This is a genomic window from Novosphingopyxis iocasae (genome assembly GCF_014334095.1).
In the GTDB taxonomy this organism is placed as follows: Bacteria; Pseudomonadota; Alphaproteobacteria; order Sphingomonadales; family Sphingomonadaceae; genus Novosphingopyxis; species Novosphingopyxis iocasae.
The window spans coordinates 274777-296532 of the sequence record NZ_CP060495.1 but is presented as its reverse complement, the minus strand read 5'-3'; the positions used below and the strand labels follow the sequence as shown (position 1 = coordinate 296532).

Here is a 21756-nt window from a genome sequence, read left to right as displayed (position 1 = left end):
CGGGCGGTGGAAAACTCTGTGGATGGACGGCGGGAAAGCCGTGGACTTCCCCGCCCGCTCAGCCTGCGATCAGGCAACTGCCGCCATCGCTCTTGATGCGATTGCACAAGGTGTTCGCATTGGCCCGGTCGGACGAAACGGCACTGAGGCGATAGACCGTGCGCCCCTCCACCTCTGCCTTCACGACGCGGTGGCGCATGTCCTTCAGATATTCATACTGGCCGGACAGCTTGCTCCACTGCTGCTCTGCCGCGGCCTCGCTGTTCAGCGCGGCCAGCTGCACCAGCACCCCGCCCGAAGCCGGTGCGTTGGCGCCTGCAGCGGCAGATGAAGCGGCAGCGGCCGGTGTGGCCTTCGGCTCAGGAGGCGCGGGCTTGGCAGGCATGGCGTTGCTCTCGCGCGATTTGCCCTCGCTCGCGGCGAAGGCGGCATCGCCCTCCCCTTCGAACTGCTTGCCCTGAGGGTCCTCGGGCGCGACCTTGTAGTCGCCCTCCTGCGCGGCGATCAGTTCGCCATTGCCGCTCTGTTCCTGACTATTGTTATGATAGGCGAAAATACCGCCGAAAATCACCGCGATCAGCGCAAGGCCCGCGACTACGAGCAGCACGACCTTGCCGGTGGAAGGACCGTCCGGCTTGTCGTAATCGTCCGCCGTCTCCAGCCAGGGGAGGCTGTCGTCCTCGCCCAGATCCAGATCGCGCCTTACGTCGTCGGTCATTATTTTCGTCCCCGATATACGGGCATGGGAGGCATCCAGCTCACATGCTCGTCGCGGCTTCCACCCCCATGAGAGCCAGCCCGTTGCGGATAATTTGCCCGATTTGCGCGGCAAGATAAAGCCTCGCCGCCGTGGTCTCTTCGTCCTGTGTCATAATGATGCGCTTGTCCGGACGATCATTGCCGAGATTCCAGAACGCGTGGAACGCCGCCGCCAGATCGCCGAGATAGAAGGCGATACGATGCGGCTCGCGCGCTGCCGCCGCGCTTTCGACAATGCGCGGGAATTGCGCGGCGAGCTTGATAAGCTCCTGTTCTTCCTCGCCCAGCCGATCGAGCTGCGCGTCGGACGGCGTCACCCCCATCTCGGCCTCTGCCTTGCGCAAGGTGGAGCAGATGCGGGCATGGGCATATTGCACGTAAAAGACCGGATTGTCTTTCGACGCCTCGACAACCTGCTGGAAGTCGAAATCCATCTGGGCATCGGCTTTGCGTGTGAGCATGGTGAAGCGCACAACATCCTTGCCGACTTCTTCCACCACCTCGGCCAGCGTCACGAAGCTGCCCGATCGCTTGGACATCTTCACCGGCTCACCGCCGCGCAGCAGCTTGACCATCTGCACCAGCTTCACGTCGAACGCAGTCTTGCCGTCGGTCAGCGCGGCGACGGCGGCCTTAATCCGCTTGACGGTGCCGGCATGGTCCGCGCCCCAGATGTCGATCAGTTGATCGGCGCTCTGGGCCTTCTGGTAATGATAAGCGAGATCGGCACCGAAATAGGTCCAGGCACCGTTAGATTTCTTGATCGGGCGATCCTGATCGTCACCGAACTGGGTGGAGCGGAACAGGGGCAGCTCCACCGGCTCCCAATCGTCCAGCGTCTTGCCCTTGGGCTGCTCGAGCACGCCGTCATAAACGAGGCCGCGGGCGCGCAAGTCTGCCTCGGCGGCATCCGCCTTACCCTCTTCGTGCAGCGCCGCTTCCGATGAGAACAGATCGTGATGGATGCCGAGCAAGGCGAGATCGGCGCGGATCATCTCCATCATGTCGGCGACGGCTTCCTTGCGGAACAGCACCAGCCATTCACTCTCCGGCGCGACGACATAGCGGTCGCCATATTCCTTCGCCAACCGCTCGCCGGTTGATATCAGATAATCGCCCGGATAGAGGCCTTCGGGAATGGCGCCGATATCCTCGCCCAGCGCCTCGCGGTAGCGCAGATGCGCGGAGCGGGCGAGCGTATCGACCTGGCCGCCGGCATCGTTCACATAATATTCGCGGATGACCTTATGGCCCGCCGCTTCGAGCACGGATGCCAGCGCATCGCCCACCACGGCGCCGCGGCAATGCCCCATATGCATCGGCCCGGTCGGGTTCGCGGAAACATATTCGATATTGACGGTAACGCCCTTGCCCGCTGCGGAACGCCCATAATCGTCCCCGCGCGAGGCAATCTCGCGCAGCTCGCCGAGCCAGACACCATCTTTTAAGCGGAGGTTGAGGAAACCGGGGCCGGCGATCTCGACCGATTCCACGCCGTCCGCGGCGCGCAATTTTTCCGCCAGCTTCTCAGCCAGATCGCGCGGCTTCATGCCAGCGGGCTTTGCCAGCACCATCGCGGCATTGCAGGCGAGGTCTCCGTGCGAGGGATCGCGGGGCGGCTCCACCGCCAACTTGTCGCGCGGCAGATCGGCCGGGATCACGCCATCGGCGCTCAGCGCATCCAGCGCCTCGCCAACGCGTGCGGAATAGGTTTCAAAAATCGTCATGGCTTCACTCGCGATAAAATTCAGGCGGTCGCCTTGGCATCCCGGCGCAGCGAAAGCCAGATCAACAGCGCCATAACGCCCGCAAACGCCCAATAGAGAGTGAGCGATGGGATCCAGGCCCAGTCGAACCACTCCATCGGCACGGTGCGGATATTGCCTTCGATGAAACGCTGCCAGACCTCCACCTTCAGCGCCTGCGTTTCGCCTTCATAAGCGGTGACATTGGCGGCGGCGATCATCGAGGCGATAATGGCGCTGACGGCGAACAGCGCTGCGCCCAGCGTCTTCCAGAAGAGGCCGCGACACAGCGCCCAGTATCCGGTCAAGCCAAGCCCAAGAAAAGCCATGGCGGGCATTGCATGACGGGGCCCGGTGCTGTTGCCACCGGTCCAGTACACATAAGCTGCGTTCAGCAGGAAATAGATGGCCGTGCCCGCGATGGCCAGCCAGCCGGCGGCCCGTAAATTCTCCCGGCCGATCATGCGGAACAGACCCACCGGAGCGAGCACGAGCAAAGGCGAAAGCCAGAGGATACCGCGGCGCTCACCGAACAGGATTTCGTACATCACATGGGCTTTGGGATAAGTCAGCCCCATCACACCCTGCTGCATCCCTTCGAACCCTTCCACGCCCTCATAGCCTACCTTGAACGGCGTCCCGAAGGCGATGAGGTTGTAGATGACGAGCGGGGCCAACGCGGCGAGACCCGCGGCCACGCCCACGCCCAGCAGCTTAAGCCTGAGCGCGACCGGAAGTCTGCGCGCCTCCCACAGGCCATAGAGCAGCAGTGCCAGCACGCCGAAAACGGACTGATGCTCGACCACCAGCGCCCAGCCGAGCGCGAAGGCGGCAATTGCCGCTGCCGTGAAGAGCCGCCCGGGCCTTACCCCCTGATCGGGGCCGCTCACCGCAATATAGCGCAGTCCCGCCAGACCGATCAGCAGCAGCGCGCCCACTGCGGCATGGCCAAATATGGTGGTGGCCCAGCCCCAGGTGGGCGTGGCAACGGCATAGGACAGCGCCCCGAACATGGCAGCGCCGCGATTGCCCGTCAGCGAAATGCCCGTCCAATAGAGTGCGACAGCGCCAAGCGCGACGAGCAGCCCTGACGATAGAAAAGCGGAAAGCCAGACGCGCAGCACCACATAATCAACAAAGCCCCGGTCCCCCAGGCTCGGCGAATGAAACATCGCCTCGTCATCCGTGATCCGATCCAATAACCAGACTGCCGGTACCGCCATCAGCGTCATGCCGGGCGCCTTGTCGGTGTAATAATGATCGCCGAACTTCGCATGATCCGATGCGAGTTCCGCATATTGGTCGATTGTCGCATCGCCTTCTTCAACGAGCGATACCGCTGCGAACAGGCGGGTGGTGTTGTTGGGATTAAAGGCCCAGGAACCGAAATAGCCGCAGCTTATCCAGACGAATGCAAACAGCAGCAGCGCGGTGCGCCCGCCTACCGGCCAAACCTTCCCCCCCATGGCAGACCCATTCCCTCTCGGCGCGGCTTTAACGCGTGACGTTGTAGCGCAGCTGATCCTGGCTCAGCTGGAACCCGACGAGATGTTCGAACGTGGCCCGCGCGATTGCGGCGCGCACTTCCGGCTGCGCCAGCGGATCGAGCGCCGCGTCGGCATCGCCGGCCTTGCGCTCACGCGTAATCTGGCGGCGAATGTCATCGGGCAGCGTGGCAGCTGCGCGGTCGATATAACCGGCAGCGCTTGCTTTTGCCGAAGCGCGTTCCTGTCCAGCGGCAAAATTCAGCGTTACCTCACCCACGCGCTTAGCGACGACGGCGGTACCGCCCTGCGTGATGACGGAGAAATAGGGCAGCGTCACTTGGCGCGCCTGCCGGGTGTCGTAGCGACGCGCCTGCACGTCGAAATCCACCTGGCTGTAAATTTTCGCACCGCTTTCATTGCAGCTTCCGCGCACGTTTGTGATGTCCGCCACCACGTCCAGATCGGAAAAGTTCTGCGATCCAGCGGTGCGGAAAGTGGTGATATCGCCCAGCCCCTCGGGCACGCCGACGATGGGGCAGCCGGAGCGTACGACATTGACGCCAACCCCGCTCGAAAGGTCGAGATCGCCCTCTTTGGAGCAACCGCCAAGCGCAAGAGCCAGGCCGGCGGCAGCGAACAGGAATTTCTTCAACGGTCGATCCTTTCATGGCGGCGCGGACAAGATTCGCGCCGTTCCGGGGTTCACGCCGCCTTATCCCCGCAATATATAGGGTGCAACCGTGCTGGCCCATCGGGCCGGACGCCCTGCGATGAGCCGAGGATCCCCGCCATGCCCGAAACCACCGATCGCCTGCCGCTGCGCCTGCTTGTCGCCGCGCCGCGCGGCTTCTGCGCCGGCGTGGACCGGGCCATCACCATCGTCGAGCGTGCGCTCGAGATCTATGGCAGGCCGGTCTATGTCCGTCACGAGATCGTCCACAACAAATACGTCGTGGATACATTGAAGGAAAAGGGCGCGGTTTTCGTCGAGACGGTCGATGACGTACCGGACGGCGTTCCGGTGGTCTTTTCCGCTCACGGCGTTCCGAAGGCCGTCCCTCACAAGGCAGCCGAGCGCGGGCTCGACTATATCGATGCCACCTGCCCGCTCGTTTCCAAGGTGCATCGCCAGGCCGAGCGGCAGGTCGATGCAGGTCGGCATATCATCTTCATCGGCCACCGCGGACATCCGGAGGTGATCGGCACTTTCGGTCAGGTACCGGAGGGGTGCATGACGCTGGTTGAAACGGAAGCGGATGCCGAAGCGCTGCAACCTGCCGAGCCGGACAATCTAGCTTTTCTGACCCAGACGACGCTCTCCGTGGACGATACCAAAGCGATCACCGACATCCTCCAGCGCCGCTTCCCCTCGATCGTCGGGCCACGCGGCGAGGATATCTGCTATGCGACGTCAAACCGCCAGCAGGCCGTCAAGGCAATTGCCTCATCCTGCGATCTCGTGCTCGTGATCGGGGCCACCAATAGCTCCAATTCGGTGCGTCTGGTGGAAGTAGCCGAACGCGAGGGAACGCCCGCCAAGCTGGTGCAGCGCGCCGATGACATCGATTTCACATGGCTGGATGGCGTTGGCACCCTTGGCCTGACCGCGGGCGCTTCGGCCCCCGAGCTGCTTGTTCGCGAACTTGTCGATAAGCTTTCAGAGCGGTTCGACGTACAGGAGGAAGTGATCGAAAGCGCCAAGGAGCGGATGGTCTTCAAGCTTCCGCGGAGCCTGGAAGCGGCCTGACGTCTTGGCGGTCTATACGCAGGTTTCGCCGGATGCGCTCGCCCGGCTGCTGGCGCGTTATGACGTCGGCGCGCCGCGTGCCTGCAAGGGTATTGCCGAGGGGGTGGAAAACAGCAATTATCTCGTCGAGACCACCAGCGCGCAATTCATCCTGACGCTCTACGAGAACAGGGTGGATGAAAGCGATCTGCCTTATTTTATCGATCTCGTCGGCCATCTCGCCGCGCGCGGCCTGCCCGTCCCTGCGTTCATCGGAGATCAAGAGGGCCGCGTGGTGCAGGAAGTGGCCGGTCGTCCCGCATGCCTCATCGCGTTCCTAAACGGCATATCGCCGGAGCGGCCCAATGCAGACCAGGCGGCGAGCGTCGGAACGGCGCTGGCGCAGATGCATGCCGCTTGGGCGGACTTTGACGGCCAGCGACCCAACAGCCTGGGGCCTGAAGGATGGCAGGCCCTCGCCGCCCGGTGCGACCGCGACGGGCTCAGGGCGATCGCTCCCGATTTGGGGCCGCGGATCGAGGCGGAGCTGAAACTGGTTAAAGAGCAATGGCCGGCTCATCTCGAAGCGGCACCGATCCATGCCGATCTTTTTCCCGATAATGTCCTGATGCTGGACGGCGCGGTCACCGGAATTATCGATTTCTACTTCGCCTGCACGGATATCCGCGCTTACGATCTGGCGGTCACGCATGCGGCCTGGTGCTTCAAGCCGGACGGCACGGGCTTCGACGAGGATGTCTCGCAGGCGCTGATTTGCGCCTATCGCGCCGGTTTCGGGCTTACAGAAGCTGAAGAACAAACGCTGCCCTTGCTGGCGCGCGGCGCATGCCTGCGCTTCCTGCTTACCCGCGCTTACGACTGGATCGCGACCCCGCCGGACGCGCTGGTAACCCGGAAGGACCCTCTTGCCTTCCTGCGGCGGCTGGACTTTTATCGCGCCGTGATGGACGGGGAGCACGGCAACCCGTTCGCGCATCACAGCAATTCAGGAGAACGCCCGGCATGAAGACGGTCGAAATTTTCACCGACGGCGCGTGCAAGGGCAATCCGGGGCCTGGCGGCTGGGGAGCGCTGCTGCGCTTCAAGGGCCATGAGAAGGAACTGTCAGGCGGCGAGGCGAACACCACCAACAACCGCATGGAGCTCACCGCCGCGATCGAGGCGCTGAAGCTGCTCATCGAGCCGTGCAATGTCGTTGTGACCACCGATAGCAAATATGTTCTCGACGGGATCACCCGCTGGGTGATCGGCTGGCAAAAAAACGGTTGGAAGAACAGCCAGAAGAAGCCGGTCCGTAACGAGGATCTGTGGCGCGCATTGCTCGACGCTTGCGCGCAGCATCATATCGAATGGGTGTGGGTGAAGGGCCATGCCGGCCATCCCGAGAACGAGCGGGTCGATCGTCTGGCGAGCGATGCAGCGGAACAGGCCGCCGGACCGCCCCCGCCCGATTACGATGCCGAAGACTGATCAGGCGAAGCGCACAGGCGAATAACGTGCCGGCTCTATTGCGTCCGGCATTTTCCCCGATCCCAGAATAAGATAGGCGGCTAGCGCGGCCGCCGCCGGCGCGGTCTGTATGCCGAAACCGCCCTGCCCGGCGAACCAGAAAAAGGCATCATTGTCCGGCGCGCGGCCGATGACCGGCAGCCGATCGGGCGCGAAGCTGCGCAGTCCCGCCCAGCGACGTTCCACGGCCTCGACCGTCCAGTCGACCACCTCTTCGAACCGCGCAATGGCAGTCGCGACGGCGATTTCCTCAGGCGCAGCGTCGCAGGGATCGCTCGGCACCTCGTCATGCGGACTGAGCCACAAACGCCCGCCAGCGTCCGGCTTGAAATAGAAACTGCCGTCGAGGCCAAGGATCAGTGGAAGATCGGCGCTCGCCGCCGGGCGCGTTCGGATCTGAGCGATCGAGCGGCGGAAAGGACGAATGCCGCAAGGGCGCACGCCGCTCGATAGGGCTACGGCATCCGCCCACGCGCCAGCCGCGTTGACCAGCAGCGTCGCCGAAAACGCGCCGGCCGCGGTTTCGATGAGCCACTCGCCGCCCGACCAGCGGGCCTGACGCAGCGATGCGCGGGTCTGCAGCGTGGCCCCTGCGCGCGCCGATGCCGAAAGATAATGCGCATGGAGGCTGCCCACGTCGATATCGCGGCAATCGGGCTCCCACACCCCATGATCCCAGCCCGCACGGATGCCGGGCACCCGCTCTTCGATCCCGCCGCGATCGAGTTCTTCCATGCGCACCGGGCTATCCGCAAAGGCATCCAACATAGCGGCCACGTCCTGCTGGTGACCGCTTTGCGCGATATGCAGCGCGCCGCGCGGGCGCAGGAACCCGCCCTCGGAAAGCGCGGGAAAAGAGGCGCTGGTAAGCGGCTGCACCCCTGGGCCACCATAACTCTCATCCCAGAAGGCGGCCGACCTGCCGGTGCTATGATAGCCCGGCTGGTCCTCGCCCTCGAGCAGCAGGACCGAGCGATGCGGTGCGAGCGCGGCGGCAAGGCTGGCGCCCGCCATTCCGGCGCCAGTGATCGCAATGTCGAAATCGCTCACTGCGTCTGCCGTTCCAGGAACGCGCCGATGGTTGCCATTACCTGATCGCGCACCGGATCGGCCTCACGCAAAAGCTCGTGCGCTGCCTCACCGCCGTACAGCACCAATTCGACATTGGGCAGACGTTTTGCATCGGTTATGATCCGCCGGGTGTCCACCAGCTGATCCGCCGTTGTCGCCACGATCAGCATCGGGGTGTCGATCGCTTCCAACGTGCCCGTTCGCTCCAGCCCGCGGATGGATTCCATCGCCCGTTCAACCCAGCCCCAGCTCGCCGGCCCCATTTTCAATTCGGGACGAAGCGCCCACCAGCCCGGCTCATCATCATAGCGCGCCTTGTCATGCGTCAGCAGTTTATGACGTTCGCTGGCACGCGAACCGGGCTTCTCGCTATCCTTCCAAGCCGCCCGCGCCGGATTGCCGATCCGCGTCATCAGCCGCGCATAAGCATGGCCCACCCAATAGGGAACGCCGCCCGCGTGAATACCCAGCATCGGCGCACTCAGAATTGCAGCGTCGGGATCGACGGCCCGTTCCGCCAACGCCCGCAGGACCAGATGGCCGCCCATGCTATGGCCCATCAGAATATGCGGTCCGGGCGTCTGCGTAGCCCAAATTTTCCAGAACCAGGCCAGGTCCGCGATCCAGGTCGCGAAATCATCTACATGGCCGACATTGGGTTCTTCGGAGAAACGTCCCGAACCGGCCTGCCCGCGCCAGTCGCTGGCGGTGACATTCCAACCGTCGGTCCAGAAGCCGTGCAATGTCTCGAGATATTTCTCGTAGATATCGCCGCGTCCGGGAAGGAACAGGATCGATCCTTTCGGCGCATCCGCGCGCCAGTCGATCCGGCGGATCGACCAGCCGTCTTCGGCTTGCCAGTGGCTCTCCGTGGCGGCGTCCGGAATGGCTCTGCGGTCTATGGTTACCATTTGGCAAGCAATGCTGGTTAACGAGGGGGCTATGACTGGGAACCCCTTCGCTTACGGGCTGCTCGCCGCCTTGGCAATCTTGCTGCTGGTGACTGTCTATACCGACATCAAGGATCGAAAGATCTACAACAAGATCGTGCTGCCGATCGCGATCGGCGCGCCATTATGGTGGATCGCCAATGGAGAACCCGTCTGGCCGGACATGGCGCTGCACCTGATCACCGGCGTGATCGTGTTCCTGCTGTTTTCGCTGTTCTTCTATCTGCGCGCGATGGGCGGCGGGGACGTGAAGCTGTTCACCGCCATGGCGCTCTGGTTCGATTGGACCACCACGACGCGGATGCTTTTCTACACCGCAATTCTGGGCGCGATTGTAACCGTGGTTTTCTGGATGGAGCATCGCTTCGCGAAGCGTCAGGGATTTGCCCAGATACCCTATGGCGTGGCGATCGCTATCGCCGGGCTCATCATCTGCAGTGAACGATATTTTAACCAATATGGCTGATTGATCCACGCTGACCAAAAGGGGCCTTCAGGGAGACAACAGGCGTCATGGACAAGAGAAAACTCATTCTGCTCGTGGGGGCGCTGTTCATCGCCGCCATCGCCGCGTTCATGGCGCGCAGCCTGTTCATGGGTTCCGCGGCTCCTGAAACCCAGGCCGCGGCGCAGCCGACAGGGCCCAAGGTTCTGGTCGCCACACGCGGCCTTCCCGTAGGTACAATCATTACCGCGGACAGCCTTCGCTATCAGCCCTGGCCCGCTGAAATGGTGACCGATGCCTATTTCATCGAAGGTGTAGAGGGCGCCGTCGATATCACCAAATTGCAAGGCACCGTCGTTCGCCACGCCATTACGGCGGGCGAACCGCTGACGCATGGTGCGCTGGTCTCCCCCGGCGATCGCGGCTTCCTTGCCGCCGCGCTCGGCCCTGGCATGCGTGCCGTTACCGTGCCGGTTTCCGGCCTTACCGGCGTTGCAGGATTTGTTTTTCCGGGAGACCGGGTCGATCTCGTGCTGACTCAGAATGTAGACGGCGTTGCTGTCGAGAACTCGACCAACAAGCCGCTGAAGGTTTCGGAAACGATCATCCGCAACCTGCGCGTTCTGGCGACCGACCAGCGTACCGAGCCGCAGGTGGACGAAAGCGGCAAAACCGTTGCCACCGGCTATCAACTGGTAACGCTGGAAGCCACGCCGCGCATCGCGGAAAAAATCACCGTGGCGCAAACCATCGGCACGATCAGCCTGTCGCTACGCTCGCTCGCCGACAGCTCCGCCGATCTGGAAGAAGCGATCGCTTCGGGCGCGATCAAGGTGCCCGCCACCAGCGATCCCGAGGAAGAGGAGCGCGTGCTGCGCAGTCTCGCGCAGCGACCGATCGACGGCAAGTCCAGCTATTCGACCGGCGGAGACGTCTCGCGCTTCCAGCGCCGCAGCATCCCGCCGCAGACCGCGCCTGAGAAAAAGGCGATCGAGGAAAAGGCAGAGGAGGAAGCCAAAGGGCCCGTCGTGAACGTCGCCCGGGGCAATAACTCCACCACCGTTACGTTCGACCGGAGATAGGGTCATGAAGAAGTTTCTTCGCATCAAGCCGGGAGCCGCGCTGTTCGCACTGGCCGCGGCTACGGCAATCGCCCCGGCGATGATCGCCGCCACCCCGGCCGCTGCACAGCAGACCGATCGGCCCAGCCGCACCCTTACCCTTTCCGTCGGCAGGGGTGAGCAGATCAATTTGCCCTCCAGCATTACCGACGTCTTCGTCGCCGATCCCTCGGTGGCCGACGTTCAGGTGACCAACCCGCGGCAGATTTACCTGTTTGGTAAAGCGCCGGGCGAGACCACCTTCTACGCCACCAATGGTGCGGGCAAGACCGTTTACAGCGCGATCATCCGCACCGGCCGCAATATCGAGACGATCGATCAGATGCTTACATTGGCCATGCCCGAGGCCAATTTGCGGACCAACAGCTTGAACGGCGTGACCTTGCTGACCGGCACCGTCGCCAATCCCGAGGACGCAGCCGAGGCCGAGCGCCTGGTCCAGGCGTTCGTCGGCGACAGCACGAAGGTAATCAGCCGAGTACGCACCAAAACGCCGCTGCAAGTGAACCTGCGCGTGCGGATCGCCGAAGTGAGCCGTTCGCTCGCCAAGGAAATCAACGGCAACCTGGCCACGCGCGACACGAGCGGCGGCTTTCTGTTCGGTGTCGCCCGCGGCCGTGACTTTGTGAACATCTCGGGCACGCCCACCAAGGGCCTGCCGGTGCTCGACGCGTCGTCGCAATTCGGCCTGCCGCCGGGCAGCATCAGCCTGCCCTTCGACCCGGCAACCGGCCAGTTCGTGACCAGCGGCACGCAGTACAAGTTCAACATTCCAAGCGGCGCAAACGTGATTCAGGCCGCTGGGCGCCTGTTCGGTCTGGACGTGGCTGCCGCGTTCGATCTTTCGGAAACCGCAGGTCTCATCTCGACATTAGCGGAGCCTAATCTGACGACCGTCTCCGGCGAAACCGCGGAATTTCTGGCGGGCGGTGAGTTCCCAATCCCCATCGCAAACGGCCTGGGTGCCACCACGGTCGAATTCCGCAATTACGGCGTGCAGTTGCAATATACGCCCACAGTGCTGGCCAATGGCCGCATCTCCCTGCGCGTTCGCCCCGAAGTCTCCGATATCTCCAGCGTAGGCGCGGTCCGTTTCGGCGGAACCGAGATTCCCGCGGTGATCACGCGGCGTGCCGAAACGACCGTGGAACTTGGCTCCGGCCAGAGCTTCATGATCGCAGGCCTTCTGAGCAACGCATCGACCAGTTCTGTCGAGAAGATGCCTGGCGCGGGCGACATCCCGATCCTCGGCAATCTATTCAAATCGAACGGCTGGCGGCGCAATGAAACCGAGCTGATGATCATCGTCACGCCCTATCTGGTGGAGCCTGTTTCGGATAACGAGATCGTGCTGCCGACCGATGGCTATCAGAGCCCGAACGATGCCCAGAGGCTGCTCCTGAACCGGCAGAGCGACGGTGTCAGCGGCGGAACCCGCCCGATGCCAACGATCGCGCCGGAAGAGCCTGCGGGTCCGGCGATCGGCAATGCTGCACCGGCCAACTCCAAAGCGCGCGCCAGCAACGACACCGCCGCTCCCGGCTTCAGCTATTAACGCGCCCGGACAGCCAGAAAGGTCAGCTTCCATGCATATTTCAGCAAAGCTTATGATCGCCGCTATCGGCCTGTCGCTGGCGGGTTGTACCGGCAGCCACGTCAATCGCACTATGTATTCGGTTCACCAGCCAGTGGTGACGCGCGCCAATTACGCGATCGACCTTAACGCAGGCGCAAACGGCCTGGCACCGGGCGAACGTCAGCGTCTGGGCGAATGGATGACGGCCCTGGACGCAGGCTATGGGGATCGTATCGCGATCGATTATGGCGGCGGCTTCGCCGATGCCGGCACCGCGACTGAGGTCTCGAACATCGCCGCCAACTACGACGTGGCCGTTGTTGATACCGCACCGGTAACCGCAGGTGCTGTCGTGCCGGGGACGGTGCGCGTCGTGCTTACGCGGTCGCGTGCGTCCGTTCCCTCCTGCCCCGACTGGAGCAAGAAGAGCGAGGCGAATTATACCGGCGGCAATCACACCAATTATGGCTGCGCCACGAACAGCAACCTCGCCGCGATGATCGCCGATCCCGAGGATCTGGTCCGCGGTCAGGATGCGCACGGCCATGACAGCACCCGTGCCGTTCGCCCCGTCGAGGCCTATCGCAGCGGCGAAACGGGAGACAACTGATGAACGCACCCTGGAAAGCCGGCGGCTCGCGTGATCCGTTCGAGGCGTATGTTTGCGATGTGAACACCTATGACATCGTCCGCTCCGTCTGCGACGACATGGGCTGGGCACCGGAAAAGGTCAGCAAAGGCGGGCTGCGCAACGCCATCCAGTCGCTCTCCGTTTCGGCCAGCCCCAACATTCTTCTGGTCGACCTGTCCGAGTCCGGAGATCCGCTGAACGATATCAACGGCCTCGCAGAAGTGTGCGAGCCCGGCACGATGGTAATCGCGGTCGGCCAGATCAACGATGTACGTCTTTACCGTGATCTGATGGTGAGCGGTCTGCACGACTATCTGCTGAAGCCATTCGGCCCCGATGCCCTGCGCGATTCCATTGCGCAGGCGCAGGCGATGATGAACGCACCGAGGGCCGAGGACGACGGAGGTATCCGTAGCCACATCAGCACCGCCGTTATCGGCGTACGCGGCGGCGTCGGCGCATCGACCGTTGCCACTTCGCTCGCCTGGCTTTTGAGCGACCGTCTTGGCCGCCTCACGGCACTTCTCGACTTGGATGTTCATTTCGGCACCGGTGCGCTGTCACTCGATCTGGAGCCTGGCCGAGGGCTGACGGACGCGATCGATAATCCCAGCCGTATCGACGGGCTGTTCATCGAACGCGCTATGATCAAGGCAAACGACAAGCTTTCGCTGCTGTCGGCCGAGGCACCGATCAGCAATCCGATCATGACCGACGGCACCGCCTTCTTCCAGTTGCAGGAGGAGTTCCGCGGAGCGTTCGAGGCGACCGTGATCGATCTGCCGCGCAATATGCTGATCAACTATCCGCATCTTGTGCACGATCTGCAGGTGCACGTCATCGTGACCGAACTGTCGCTCGCGGCTGCGCGCGACACCATCCGCCTTCTCGCCTGGCTGAAGGCAAATGCGCCGCAGAGCCGCCCGATCCTGGTGGCCAACAAGGTGCAGAGCTCCGCGCTGGAGATCAGTCGCAAGGATTTCGAGTCCTCGATCGAGCACAAGATCGATTTCATGGTACCAGCCGATCCCAAGTCGGCCGCGCAGGCGTCCAAGCTGGGCAAGCCGATTGTCGAGGCTGTCCGATCCAGCAAGGCATCCGCTGCGATCAAGGGCATTGCCGACATGATCGTAGGTCAGGCCGAAGAGGATGAGCAGACCGATGGTGTCGAAGCAGGCAAATCGAAGAAGTCTGGCAAGAGCAGCTTCTCCTTCTCATCCCTGCTGCCTTCGAAAGCCAAGGCGAAGGCCTGATCGCCGCAGCAATGTCAGCGAACGGCCTTCACCCATCTAACGCGCAAGCGGAGTTTGTCCGATGAACGTACAAATGCTGATGTTCATCGCGACGATCGTGATCATGCTCGGCATGGTGGTGATGGCGTTCGCCGGGCCGAATGTCAGCAAGGCCAGCAGCCGGCGGCTTACCGCCGTGAAGCTGCGTCATAGCGACAGCGACGCTGCTCTGGTCGAAAAGCAGATGCGCAAGGCGGTTGCCGCCCAGCGGCCCCGCAATGCCAGAAGCGGCAGCCGGACCGAAAAGCTGATCCTGCGACTGCAACAGACCGGCAAGGTCATCTCGGTCCAGAAATATCTGGCCATTTGCGGTGGCCTGTTCGCGTTCGTTTTTCTGGGGCTGATGGCCAAGGGCGCGCCGCTGATCTTCAGTCTTCTTCTAGGCGGCATCATCGGCTTCGGCCTGCCGCATCTGGTGGTCGGCAAGATGATTACCCGGCGAATTAACAAGTTCACCGCGCGCTTCCCCGATGCACTCGAGCTTTTGGTTCGTGGCCTGAAATCAGGCCTTCCGATTGGCGAGACCCTTGCAGTTGTCGCCAAGGAAGTTCCCGGCCCGGTGGGCGAGGAATTCAAGCGCGTCACGGAAAAGATCAAGATCGGGCACGCGATGGAAGATGCATTGCAGGAAGTGGCGGAACGGCTCGGCACGGCGGAGTTTCAGTTCTTCGTCATCACGCTGGCCATCCAGCGTGAGACCGGCGGCAATCTGGCGGAGACGCTCGGCAATCTCGCCGATGTGCTGCGCAAGCGCGCGCAGATGAAACTGAAGATCAAGGCGATGAGCTCCGAATCCAAGGCGTCCGCCTACATTGTGGGATCCCTGCCCTTTTTCGTGTTCGGTATCGTCTACTGGATGAACCCGGAATATCTTTCGGGCTTCTTCAGCGAAGACCGGCTGATCATCGCCGGTATGGGCGGCCTTATCTGGATGTCGATCGGCGGCTTCATCATGGCCAAAATGGTCAATTTCGAGATCTGAGGAGCCAGACGATCCATGGAACCCAATAGCGGCCCCACGCTCCTCGGCATCGATGTGTTCTACGTCGCCACCATTCTGGCGGGCGTGGCGGCGGCTGCCGTATTTCTGGCCATCTACGCTGCCGTCACCGTTAGCGATCCCATGGCAAAGCGCGTCAAGGCGCTGAATGAACGGCGTGAGCAGCTGAAAGCAGGCATCACGGCGTCCACCGCCAAGAAGCGCGCCTCGCTCGTGAAAAAGAACGAGACGACCGATCAGATGCGCGCGATTCTCTCGCGCCTCCAGGTGCTGCAGGACAGCCAGCTGAAAGAGGTCCAGCAGAAGCTGGCTCAGGCCGGCTGGCGTTCCAAGGAACTCGCCGTGGCCGTCATTTTCGCGCGTATGGTCCTCCCCATCGTGATCGGCGGCGGCGCGGCGCTGTTCATTTACGGTTTCGGTGGATTGGGCGACTGGTCCGAGCTGAAGCGTTTCGGCACGTTCGCCTTCGCGCTTATCGGAAGCTATAAGGCACCGGATATCTTCGTGAAGAACGCGATCACCAAGCGTTCCGACGCGATCCGCAAGGGGCTGCCCGACGCGCTCGACCTGCTCGTCATTTGCGCCGAAGCCGGCCTCACGGTCGATGCAGCCTTTGGCCGCGTCGCGCGTGAGCTGGGCCGGGGTTATCCGGAACTGGGCGACGAATTTGCGCTGACCGCGATCGAACTCGGCTTCCTTACCGAGCGGCGCATGGCATTCGAAAACCTTGCCTACCGCGTCAATCTCGATGCGGTCCGGGGCGTGGTCACCACCATGATCCAGACCGAGAAATACGGCACCCCGCTCGCTTCGGCCCTGCGGGTATTGTCCGCCGAATTTCGCAACGAGCGCATGATGCGCGCCGAGGAAAAGGCAGCGCGCCTTCCTGCGATCATGACGGTGCCGCTGATCCTGTTCATTCTGCCGGTGCTGTTCATCGTGATCCTGGGCCCGGCGGCTTGCTCGATCGCCGACGCCTTCAGCCTCTGACAGCTGCCAAGCTTCGGAATTAGGGAAAAGCGCAAATGCTGCGGCGGAGCGAAACGGCTATCCGTTCGCTCCGTTCAGCCCTAAGACATCGCGCATCCGCAATAATCGCGGAAACAGTCATTAGGAGATTTTGCCCGTGAAACCTATCAAGGCTTTCGCTGCCGCCGCCCTCGTCGCCGTCACAGCGCCGGCATTCGCTGCGCAGCCGGTCACCGGTCGCTGGGTCACCGAAGACAAGGCTGCGGTGGTTGAAATCGCGCCTTGCGGTCAGAAGCTGTGCGGTAAGATCGTCAAGTTTCTGAAGACCCCACCACGCGGCGTCGACCAGCGCGACATTCACAATCCCGACAAATCGCTGCGCTCGCGCAAGCTTATGGGCTTGCCGGTGCTGACGGGTTTCAACGAGGACGGCGACGAATGGCGCGGCGAAATCTACGATCCGAAGACCGGCAAGACCTACCGTTCACTGCTACAGCGCAAGTCGGCGGGCCAGCTTCAGGTTAAGGGTTGCATCGGGCCGTTCTGCAAGACTCAGACCTGGAACCGCGCAGGCTGAACCACACTCTCCTCTCCCCTACAAAGGGGAAGGAAATCTACGCGGCGCCGCCTGCCCGATCCGGTTCAGTCGGCGCCGAGAATCCATTCCACGCCAGCATCGGCGTGGATCGTCGTGCTGTCGTAAATCGGCAGGATGTTGGCGTTCACATCGACGATTAGATCCAGCTCGGTGCAGCCCAGCACCACTGCTTTGACACCGGTCTTGTCGATATTGGTGATGAACGTCTTCAGCGTCCGCTCGGCATCACGGCGGACAATGCCCTTCATCAGCTCATCATAGATGATCCGGTCCAACTCCTCGACCCGGTCCATATCCGGCGGAAGCAGGGAGACGCCGTGCTCGATCAGCCGCTGGCGATACCAGGGTTCGGTCATCACGTTGCGCGTGCCGATCAGCGCGGCGCTGGCGATTTCATCCGCCTTCATCCTGGCGCCCACCGCATCGGCGATGTGCAGCACCGGGATCGAGACGGCATCGACCACCTCGTCATACACCTTGTGCATGCTGTTGGCCGCGATCAGGATGGCCGTGGCCCCGGCCTGCTCCACCCGCTTTGCGGCGGATGAAATAATCTCCGCCGCTTCCGACCAAGCCGGCTTGTCGGTCGTGCGGATCAAGCCATTGAAATCAAGACTTTCAATGACCATCGGCGCGGAGAAATCATGGCCGCGCGCCTGTTGGACCTTGGTGTTGATACGACGATAATAGAGCTCGGTCGAAACCCAGCTCATCCCGCCGATGAGACCGATCTTACGCATTCTGATCTGTGTATCCTAACCCTGAACGCCCGCTTCTTCAGTCGAGCGCCTTCACGATCTCCTCGCACATTTTTTTCGCGTCGGAGAGCAACATCATCGTGTTGTCGCGATAGAAGACTTCGTTGTCCACCCCTGCATAGCCCACGCCGCCCATCGATCGCTTGATGAACAGGACGGTCTTCGCTTTTTCCACATCGAGCACGGGCATGCCGTAGATGGGCGAGGTCTTGTCGGTCTTCGCAGCCGGATTGGTAACGTCGTTCGCGCCGATCACGAAAGCGACATCGGCCTGGCTAAATTCGCTGTTGATATCCTCCAGCTCGAACACCTCGTCATAAGGCACGTTCGCTTCAGCGAGCAGCACGTTCATATGCCCCGGCATGCGGCCGGCGACGGGATGGATCGCGTATTTCACATTCACCCCCTCGGCCTTCAGCATGTCCGCCATTTCGCGCAGCGAATGCTGGGCCTGTGCGACGGCCATGCCGTAGCCGGGCACGATGATGACGTTCTCGGCCTGTTTCATCAGGAAGGCGGCGTCGTCCGCGCTGCCGCGTTTCCACGGCCGGTCGATCTTTTCGCCGCCCCCGCTGTCTCCACCGGTTTCCGCACCGAACCCGCCCGCAATCACGCTGATGAAGCTGCGGTTCATCGCGCGGCACATGATGTAGCTGAGAATCGCGCCCGAGGAGCCAACCAGCGCGCCGGTGATGATCATCGCGCTGTTGCCGAGCGTGAAGCCCATCGCCGCGGCCGCCCAGCCGGAATAGCTGTTCAGCATCGAAACGACGACCGGCATGTCCGCTCCGCCGATCGGGATGATCAGCAGGAAGCCGATGGCAAACGCCAGGATGACGATGACGGGGAAATAGAAGCCCTCGCCCGCTCCCATACCGGGTGCCGCTGCATAGAGGCCAACGAGCACAATGATGCCGATCAGCACGCCCAAATTGATGACGTGCCGCGCAGGTAGCAGGATCGGCGATCCGGACATATTGCCGTTCAGCTTCAGGAAGGCTATAACCGAGCCGGAGAAGGTGATCGCGCCGATCGCCGCACCCAGCGCCATTTCGATGCGGCTGACGGACAGAATGGCGCCGTCTGCGCCAATAATTCCGAAACTGGCCGGATTCAGAAACGCAGCGCCCGCAACGAGCACGGCGGCAAGGCCGACCAAGCTATGGAAGGCGGCCACGAGCTGCGGCATCGCGGTCATGGCGATCCGCCGCGCGGTCACGATGCCGATAACCGCGCCGATCGCGATCGCGATCGCAATTTCCCAGATATCGGCGTTAAAATGGGTCGCAAGCGTCGTGACGACAGCGATGGCCATGCCCGCCATGCCATAGCGATTGCCCGACCGCGCACTGACCGGCGAGCTCAACCCGCGCAGTGCCAGAATGAAGAAAACCCCGGCGACCAGATAGGCCAGCGCCACCCATGGGTTGACGGAGCCATGCGCGGCGGATGCGGAAACCAGAAGCGCGCTCATTATTTGCGCTCCTTCTTCTTGTACATGGCGAGCATACGCTCGGTAACCGCAAACCCGCCGAAGATATTGATGCTAGCGAGAACGACGGCGGCCAGGCCCAGCCACTTCGCGCCCGGAACCGCGGCGGCCGCGCTCGCGATGAGCGCGCCGACGATAATGACCGAGGAGATCGCATTCGTCACCGCCATGAGCGGCGTATGCAGTGCAGGCGTAACCGACCAGACGACATAATAGCCTACGAAACAGGCTAATATGAAGATTGAGAGGATTGAAATAAAATCCATGACTGCCCCGCTGAATGCTTTCCCTTCATGCCTTGTTGCAAAGCGCGCCAGCGCTGTCGAGCGGCATGTGTCGGCGTGGCCGCCAGCTCCCCCCCACGCACCCCCCGTAACGGGCTGAACCATGCTCATAAAAAAGAGCGCCCGATCCACTATGGACCAGGCGCTCACCAGCGGGCGGGATGGGGCAACCGCCCGAAGGAAAAGGAATTACATGCGCGGGAGTACCACGCCGTTCACAACGTGGATCACGCCGTTAGACTGCATCACGTCGGGCTGCGTGACGGTCGCTGTTCCGCCGCCCACACCGGTCGCGACAATTTCGTTGCCGTTCATGCGGAAGGTGAGCGGCTCACCCTCGACGGTCGTATAGGTGGCGGTGCCGCCGCCTGCGCGGATCTTTGCGGCAATATCGGCTGCGGTAATGCGACCTGGCACCACATGATAGGTAAGCACCTTCTGTAGCTTCGCCTTGTTCGAAGGCATCAGGAGGTTATCCACCGTACCGGCGGGAAGCGCATCAAATGCGGCGTTGGTCGGCGCGAAGACCGTGAACGGACCAGGGCCGGACAGGGTATCGACAAGGCCGGCAGCTTTTACAGCCGCGACAAGCGTGGTGTGCTCGTTGCTGTTGACCGCGTTCTGAATGATGTTGCGGGTGGGATACATCGCAGCGCCGCCCACCATCACGGTGCTGTTGGCGCTCGCGCTGGCGGTGGTCGACATGCCGTCGTCCATCATGCCCATATTCTGGCAACCGGCGAGGGAGGCGGCGAGTGCGGCTGCGGCAATAACCATGGTCTTTTTCATCAGTATCTCCTGAGCGATTTTGGTTTCAGTCTCGCTCAGGATAACGCCGCTCCACCCCCGCACGGCTCCGCTGAAAATAAATATTTTCGGTCCGCATCAATTACCTAGCCGCGACGTAACAGCTAGATGGGCCCGCATTCAGTCAGCGAGTAGTCGCTCGCTAACAACCTTGCCGTCTTTGGTAACGCGCACACCCTTCACCAGTTCATCATCGTCTGGGAAAACGGGTGCGTCCGTATCGTCCGCCCAGAAGGCGTTGACGAAATTGTAGAGATTGCGTGCGAACAATGCGGAAGTATCTGCCGCCATCGTCGACGCCATGTCTTTGGCGCCCAGAATGGTGACGCCGTGACGCTCCACCGCCTCTCCGGCAACCGCGCCTTCCACATTGCCGCCCTGCTCTGCGGCAAGGTCCACGATCACGCTGCCGGCTCGCATGCTTGCGATCTGCGCATCATTAATAAGGCGCGGCGCTGCGCGGCCCGGTATGAGCGCGGTGGTGATAACAATATCCTGCTTAGCGATGTGATCGGAAACAAGTTCGGCCTGCGCCTTCTTATATTCCTCGGACATCTCGGTCGCGTAGCCGCCGGAGCCTTCTCCCTCGATCCCCTCCACCGATTCGACGAAGATCGGCTTGGCACCGAGCGACTTGATCTGCTCTTTGGTGGCCGAGCGCACATCGGTGGCGCTGACCTGCGCGCCCAGACGCTTGGCCGTTGCAATCGCCTGCAGTCCGGCAACGCCGACCCCCATCACGAAAACCCGCGCGGCAGAAACCGTGCCCGCTGCCGTCATCATCATTGGAAAAGCGCGGCCATAATGATGCGCGGCATCCAGCACCGCCTTGTAGCCGTTGAGGTTCGACTGAGAGGACAGGATATCCATCGACTGCGCGCGCGTGATGCGCGGCATGAACTCCATCGCCAGCGCATCGATACCGGCGCTCGCATAACCATCGATCCGATCGCGATTGCCGAACGGATCGAGTGCGGCGGCCAGCATCACGCCGTCTTTTGCGCCCGCCAGATCGGCGGCATCAGGCCCCTGCACCGCAAACACCAGATCGGCGTCCTTCAGGACGGCGGCGCGATCGCCGACTTCCGCCCCGGCTTCGCGATAGGCTTCATCGCTCACCGTCGCTCCCGCACCCGCGCCCTGTTCCACCGCAACGGTGGCGCCCAGCGCTGAGAGCTTCTTGACCGTCTCCGGCACGGCGGCGACCCGCCGTTCTCCGCTTGCGGTTTCCTTCAGAACGGCGATCTTGAAGCCCATGCCCTCGCCTCAGCTGATCAGCAGAATGACGATGACGACGACGACGGCTACAACGGCCATGGCGACCTTCGTCATGCCGATGAAGCGTGAATAGCTCTCCGACGCCTTGTTGATATCGACCTTGGGATGTTCGGTGCCACCAGCCATTATATGCCCTCTTGATCTGGGGTGTTGCGTTTCTTCCTCCCTAGGGCGAAGCGCCGCAAGGCTCAAGCACCCTTGCATTTCGATCCCTCCCGGTCCTGCTTAATCGGGCCT

23 protein-coding genes are annotated in these 21756 nt (G+C 62.3%); 11 read left to right on the top strand and 12 right to left on the bottom strand.

Translation table 11 applies throughout. The annotated features are described in order from the left end of the window. Positions 1-58: 58 nt before the first annotated feature. The 4 genes from H7X45_RS01440 to H7X45_RS01425 are packed head-to-tail and all read right to left on the bottom strand — an operon-like array spanning position 59 to position 4643. Complete coding sequence (locus H7X45_RS01440) at positions 59-718, bottom strand: SPOR domain-containing protein (protein WP_187335806.1); 660 nt, start codon at positions 716-718, stop codon at positions 59-61. A 40-nt stretch (positions 719-758) separates the two neighbouring features. After that, positions 759-2486: an arginine--tRNA ligase gene (argS, locus tag H7X45_RS01435; RefSeq protein ID WP_187335805.1), complete on the bottom strand. Its 1728-nt coding sequence runs from the start codon at positions 2484-2486 to the stop codon at positions 759-761. A 20-nt stretch (positions 2487-2506) separates the two neighbouring features. Next, a complete protein-coding gene (locus H7X45_RS01430; RefSeq protein ID WP_187335804.1) occupies positions 2507-3970 on the bottom strand; it encodes a hypothetical protein in 1464 nt (487 codons plus the stop codon). Positions 3971-3998: 28 nt separating this feature from the next. After that, a complete protein-coding gene (locus tag H7X45_RS01425) occupies positions 3999-4643 on the bottom strand; it encodes a hypothetical protein (RefSeq protein WP_187335803.1) in 645 nt (214 codons plus the stop codon). A 138-nt stretch (positions 4644-4781) separates the two neighbouring features. Between H7X45_RS01425 and ispH the strand changes: the two genes are divergently transcribed. From ispH to rnhA, 3 genes are read left to right on the top strand one after another with little or no spacing between them, the layout of a single operon-like run. Continuing rightward, the gene (gene ispH / locus H7X45_RS01420) at positions 4782-5738 is read left to right on the top strand and encodes a 4-hydroxy-3-methylbut-2-enyl diphosphate reductase (protein ID WP_187335802.1); all 957 of its coding nucleotides are present in this window, start codon (positions 4782-4784) and stop codon (positions 5736-5738) included. 4 nt (positions 5739-5742) lie between these two features. Further along, entirely contained in the window at positions 5743-6744 is a 1002-nt protein-coding gene (gene thrB / locus H7X45_RS01415) for a homoserine kinase (protein ID WP_187335801.1), read from the top strand. After that, positions 6741-7208: a ribonuclease HI gene (gene rnhA, locus H7X45_RS01410; protein WP_187335800.1), complete on the top strand. Its 468-nt coding sequence runs from the start codon at positions 6741-6743 to the stop codon at positions 7206-7208. Before thrB ends, rnhA begins: the two co-directional genes overlap by 4 nt. On the opposite strand, the gene H7X45_RS01405 is transcribed toward rnhA, so the two are convergent. Both H7X45_RS01405 and H7X45_RS01400 read right to left on the bottom strand, forming a co-directional pair. Further along, positions 7209-8297: an NAD(P)/FAD-dependent oxidoreductase gene (locus H7X45_RS01405; RefSeq protein WP_187335799.1), complete on the bottom strand. Its 1089-nt coding sequence runs from the start codon at positions 8295-8297 to the stop codon at positions 7209-7211. Continuing rightward, positions 8294-9229: an alpha/beta hydrolase gene (locus H7X45_RS01400; RefSeq protein ID WP_187335798.1), complete on the bottom strand. Its 936-nt coding sequence runs from the start codon at positions 9227-9229 to the stop codon at positions 8294-8296. The genes H7X45_RS01405 and H7X45_RS01400 overlap by 4 nt, the downstream gene beginning before the upstream one ends. Before the next feature lie 31 nt (positions 9230-9260). Between H7X45_RS01400 and H7X45_RS01395 the strand changes: the two genes are divergently transcribed. The 8 genes from H7X45_RS01395 (at position 9261) to H7X45_RS01360 (ending at position 16879) form a co-directional block, all read left to right on the top strand. Continuing rightward, positions 9261-9734, top strand: a complete 474-nt coding sequence (locus tag H7X45_RS01395) for an A24 family peptidase (protein ID WP_187335797.1) — start codon at positions 9261-9263, stop codon at positions 9732-9734. A gap of 47 nt (positions 9735-9781) precedes the next feature. Next, positions 9782-10795 carry a Flp pilus assembly protein CpaB gene (cpaB, locus tag H7X45_RS01390; RefSeq protein WP_187335796.1) on the top strand — a complete coding sequence of 338 codons (1014 nt, stop codon included), beginning with the start codon at positions 9782-9784 and terminating at the stop codon, positions 10793-10795. Between the two features lie 4 nt (positions 10796-10799). Next, positions 10800-12389 carry a type II and III secretion system protein family protein gene (locus tag H7X45_RS01385; protein ID WP_187335795.1) on the top strand — a complete coding sequence of 530 codons (1590 nt, stop codon included), beginning with the start codon at positions 10800-10802 and terminating at the stop codon, positions 12387-12389. A 31-nt stretch (positions 12390-12420) separates the two neighbouring features. Then, a complete protein-coding gene (locus H7X45_RS01380; protein ID WP_187335794.1) occupies positions 12421-13020 on the top strand; it encodes a CpaD family pilus assembly protein in 600 nt (199 codons plus the stop codon). Continuing rightward, on the top strand, positions 13020-14294 hold the full coding sequence (locus H7X45_RS01375) for a CpaE/TadZ family protein (RefSeq protein ID WP_187335793.1): 1275 nt from the start codon (positions 13020-13022) through the stop codon (positions 14292-14294). Before H7X45_RS01380 ends, H7X45_RS01375 begins: the two co-directional genes overlap by 1 nt. A 61-nt stretch (positions 14295-14355) precedes the next feature. Further along, positions 14356-15315, top strand: a complete 960-nt coding sequence (locus tag H7X45_RS01370) for a type II secretion system F family protein (RefSeq protein ID WP_187335792.1) — start codon at positions 14356-14358, stop codon at positions 15313-15315. Positions 15316-15330: 15 nt separating this feature from the next. Then, positions 15331-16323, top strand: a complete 993-nt coding sequence (locus H7X45_RS01365) for a type II secretion system F family protein (RefSeq protein ID WP_187335791.1) — start codon at positions 15331-15333, stop codon at positions 16321-16323. A 136-nt stretch (positions 16324-16459) separates the two neighbouring features. Beyond that, entirely contained in the window at positions 16460-16879 is a 420-nt protein-coding gene (locus H7X45_RS01360) for a DUF2147 domain-containing protein (protein WP_187335790.1), read from the top strand. 65 nt (positions 16880-16944) lie between these two features. Here H7X45_RS01360 and H7X45_RS01355 read toward each other — a convergent pair whose 3' ends face one another. From H7X45_RS01355 to H7X45_RS01330, 6 genes are all read right to left on the bottom strand, one after another. Continuing rightward, positions 16945-17640, bottom strand: coding sequence for an aspartate/glutamate racemase family protein (locus tag H7X45_RS01355; RefSeq protein WP_187335789.1), 696 nt, complete (start codon positions 17638-17640; stop codon positions 16945-16947). A gap of 37 nt (positions 17641-17677) precedes the next feature. Beyond that, entirely contained in the window at positions 17678-19132 is a 1455-nt protein-coding gene (locus tag H7X45_RS01350) for an NAD(P)(+) transhydrogenase (Re/Si-specific) subunit beta (RefSeq protein WP_187335788.1), read from the bottom strand. Then, positions 19132-19416, bottom strand: a complete 285-nt coding sequence (locus tag H7X45_RS01345; protein ID WP_187335787.1) for an NAD(P) transhydrogenase subunit alpha part 2 — start codon at positions 19414-19416, stop codon at positions 19132-19134. Before H7X45_RS01345 ends, H7X45_RS01350 begins: the two co-directional genes overlap by 1 nt. A 207-nt stretch (positions 19417-19623) precedes the next feature. Continuing rightward, positions 19624-20223, bottom strand: a complete 600-nt coding sequence (locus H7X45_RS01340) for a fasciclin domain-containing protein (RefSeq protein ID WP_187335786.1) — start codon at positions 20221-20223, stop codon at positions 19624-19626. A 138-nt stretch (positions 20224-20361) separates the two neighbouring features. Continuing rightward, on the bottom strand, positions 20362-21498 hold the full coding sequence (locus tag H7X45_RS01335; RefSeq protein WP_187335785.1) for a Re/Si-specific NAD(P)(+) transhydrogenase subunit alpha: 1137 nt from the start codon (positions 21496-21498) through the stop codon (positions 20362-20364). A gap of 9 nt (positions 21499-21507) precedes the next feature. Then, positions 21508-21645: a hypothetical protein gene (locus H7X45_RS01330; protein WP_187335784.1), complete on the bottom strand. Its 138-nt coding sequence runs from the start codon at positions 21643-21645 to the stop codon at positions 21508-21510. Positions 21646-21756 lie beyond the last annotated feature (111 nt).